At 32.2% G+C, this 2,566-nt stretch carries 2 protein-coding genes; both read right to left on the bottom strand.

Going from position 1 to position 2,566, the window contains the following annotated elements; translation table 11 throughout:
- The coding region (locus tag Q0M21_RS09430; RefSeq protein ID WP_295337494.1) for a T9SS type A sorting domain-containing protein at positions 1-1,302 on the bottom strand (1,302 nt) is incomplete at its 3' end.
- Between the two features lie 276 nt (positions 1,303-1,578).
- Positions 1,579-2,566, bottom strand: a 988-nt coding sequence (locus Q0M21_RS09425) for a hypothetical protein (protein ID WP_295337492.1), incomplete at its 5' end; no start/stop codon positions are given.

The following is a 2,566-nucleotide window of genomic DNA, read 5'->3' as shown; positions in this document are numbered from 1 at the left end:
ATTGTATGAATATTCTCTGCTACCATCTTTTAAATGAATTAAATACGTCCCACTATTTAGATTAACCGGAATTGAAAATTCTGAACTAACATTTGTTAAATTCAGGTCTTTGATTACTTTCCCGTTTATGTCAAGTATCTTTATTTTAATTTCTGGTGAAATTATTTGCAAGTTCTGAACCTGAATTCTACCTTTTTGGTACTGGATTTTAATTCCTGAATTCATAGATTTATTATCTACCCCTGTGAATACTTTTTTCAAATCAAATGCCGTTAATGGACCTCTTAATGCTGGTGATCCCGTACTGGAAAAAAGTACATTATTTTCGTTATTTATTTCCATAGAACCTCTTGCACTCGAATCCATAAGACTAATCACATAATCATCAACTAACCTTATAATAGATATTTTCTTTGATTGTACACCCACATAGTCAGAAGATATAAATGCGAAATCGCTAATTTCGAGATTGGTATTATTTTTTCTGTAGTCTTTTAGTTTTATCATTGTACCAATATTAAATATTAAAAGATTATCCCAAGATCTCCAAAAACCAACTAATTTATTATCATTTGAGAATTTAATTTTTGATGGAGCAATAGTTGAATTTTCAATCTTTTCCAATTCCTTAATCAATTTCAGTGTATTAGCATCCCAAAGTTTAAGCGAAACATAAGATTTACCAAATACGTCCTGTCCGCTGCCACCTGTAGCTAAGAAACGCCCGTCGGGGGAGAAGGCAATTTTTGTAATCATTTCTTCAGTTTTGATGTAAGCCCGTTGTTGAGTTTCCAAATCAAGTATAACTATTGATGAATCGCTACCTGTAGTACCAGGTTGACTACCAAGTCCGCTATAGGTGATTTTACTTGAATTTGGTACAAATTTAACAAGACTAGCTCGTTTAAAATTTATAGTGCTATAATTTTGAAGGTCAATAATAACTATCTGATTCCACGACACAGCCAATTTGGATCCATCACTTGAAATATCAATTGATGATAATTCTACAGGACCAAGTGAGATAGGTAATATTCTCAAAAGTTTACCATTTGTTCCGTCAATTTCAAAAACCTTAAGTTCTATATTGGGTTGTCCTGAGCCGTAATCAAACCCGTTTTTGTAAGCAAATACATTTCCGTTCGGATGGACAGCAAATCCATCAATACGCCCAATAGAAGAATCAGCCACCCAAAGAATATTCGGGTCAAGCTCATTAAATCCGACTTGTGCCTTCATATTAAAAGCACTTGTAACCAGCAGCACCAAAGCCACCACAATTAAAAACATTTTGCGTTTCATTATTGAAACTCCTTTAAATAATTTATAAAAACTGAGCATAGAACTGTTCTATACTCATCATAATATTTATAATCTTAAATTCATTGATTTGCAATGCGATATACCGGCATCAATACCTGGTGTGTAATTGCTTTTATTAAATTTTAATATCATTTTATCACAAAATTAATTTTTAAATTCTGCATAATTTCTATAATTTAAAATAAAAAAATAGTTACAAATTTTACTTCTTTCTTTTTCATTTAACTTTTAAATGATGAAGGAAGGAGTAAATGATTATAATTCAGGAAATGAAATTAGTTTTGATTGATTTGAATTTGCAAGTGAGCCATCAATTTTCTCCGGTCTAAGTATATCTACTTTAAACATTTTACCCTCACCTGGCAGGAACTTGACCGCTAATGAGCTATTCTGACCTATTACAGTATCAATATAATTTTTAAATCTTTCCTGACGCCACCAGGGCCAACTTTCGTCGTAGTTTTCATCCGCTTTTAACTCCTGAACACGCAACAATACATAATCATTCGGATTGTCAGGGTCGCAGTAGTTAAAAGGAATAGTGATTTCACGACAGCCAAAAGATTTATGGAAATAATTTTGCCAAACAGATGCCTGATAAATTGGGCTATTAGAACGTGTTGGATTTTTACCACCATGCTGACTCAAAGAATCATATTCATAAGAAGATAAAAATAATATATGTTTATCATTCGGGTCCTCACAAAAGTAGATGTTTGGATCAGTACGACGATTTTGAACACCAATAAAACAAGAATTGTTCATGTTTAAATCATTTTTATCAGCTAAAAGTGTAACATCACAGAAAGATTCGTAATTTTCAAAATTTGGTTGTTCAGTCTTATATCCTGTTTCATCAACATCAAATATTTTTCTTGTTTTGATATTAAGCGTATCTACAAATTTCGTAAGACTTGTATTAACAGTTTCTGAAGGGCGTTGTTTATACCATGTTTTATAGCCTATTCCGTACCACGCCTGCAATCTTAAATTCATCAGAAGAGTTTCATTATTTCTCACCCATGTATGGAGTTTATACATTTCATTCCTGATTGATTTTTTTCCCATAAATATTCTATTGGGCTGTACTCCCATTGTAGTTGAAACTTCATTCCAGACACTTTGATTTGGGAATGGAATTATTTCTAAATGGCTATAATTATTATCAAGAAAATCGCCTGTGGATTTGCTTAAATTGATAAATGCATCATCTGATAATCCGCGTAACTGGGATAGTGTCATT

This window comes from Flavobacterium sp. (assembly GCF_024710485.1).
GTDB lineage: Bacteria > Bacteroidota > Bacteroidia > Flavobacteriales > Flavobacteriaceae > Flavobacterium.
This window is presented reverse-complemented; position numbering and strand designations above follow the sequence as displayed.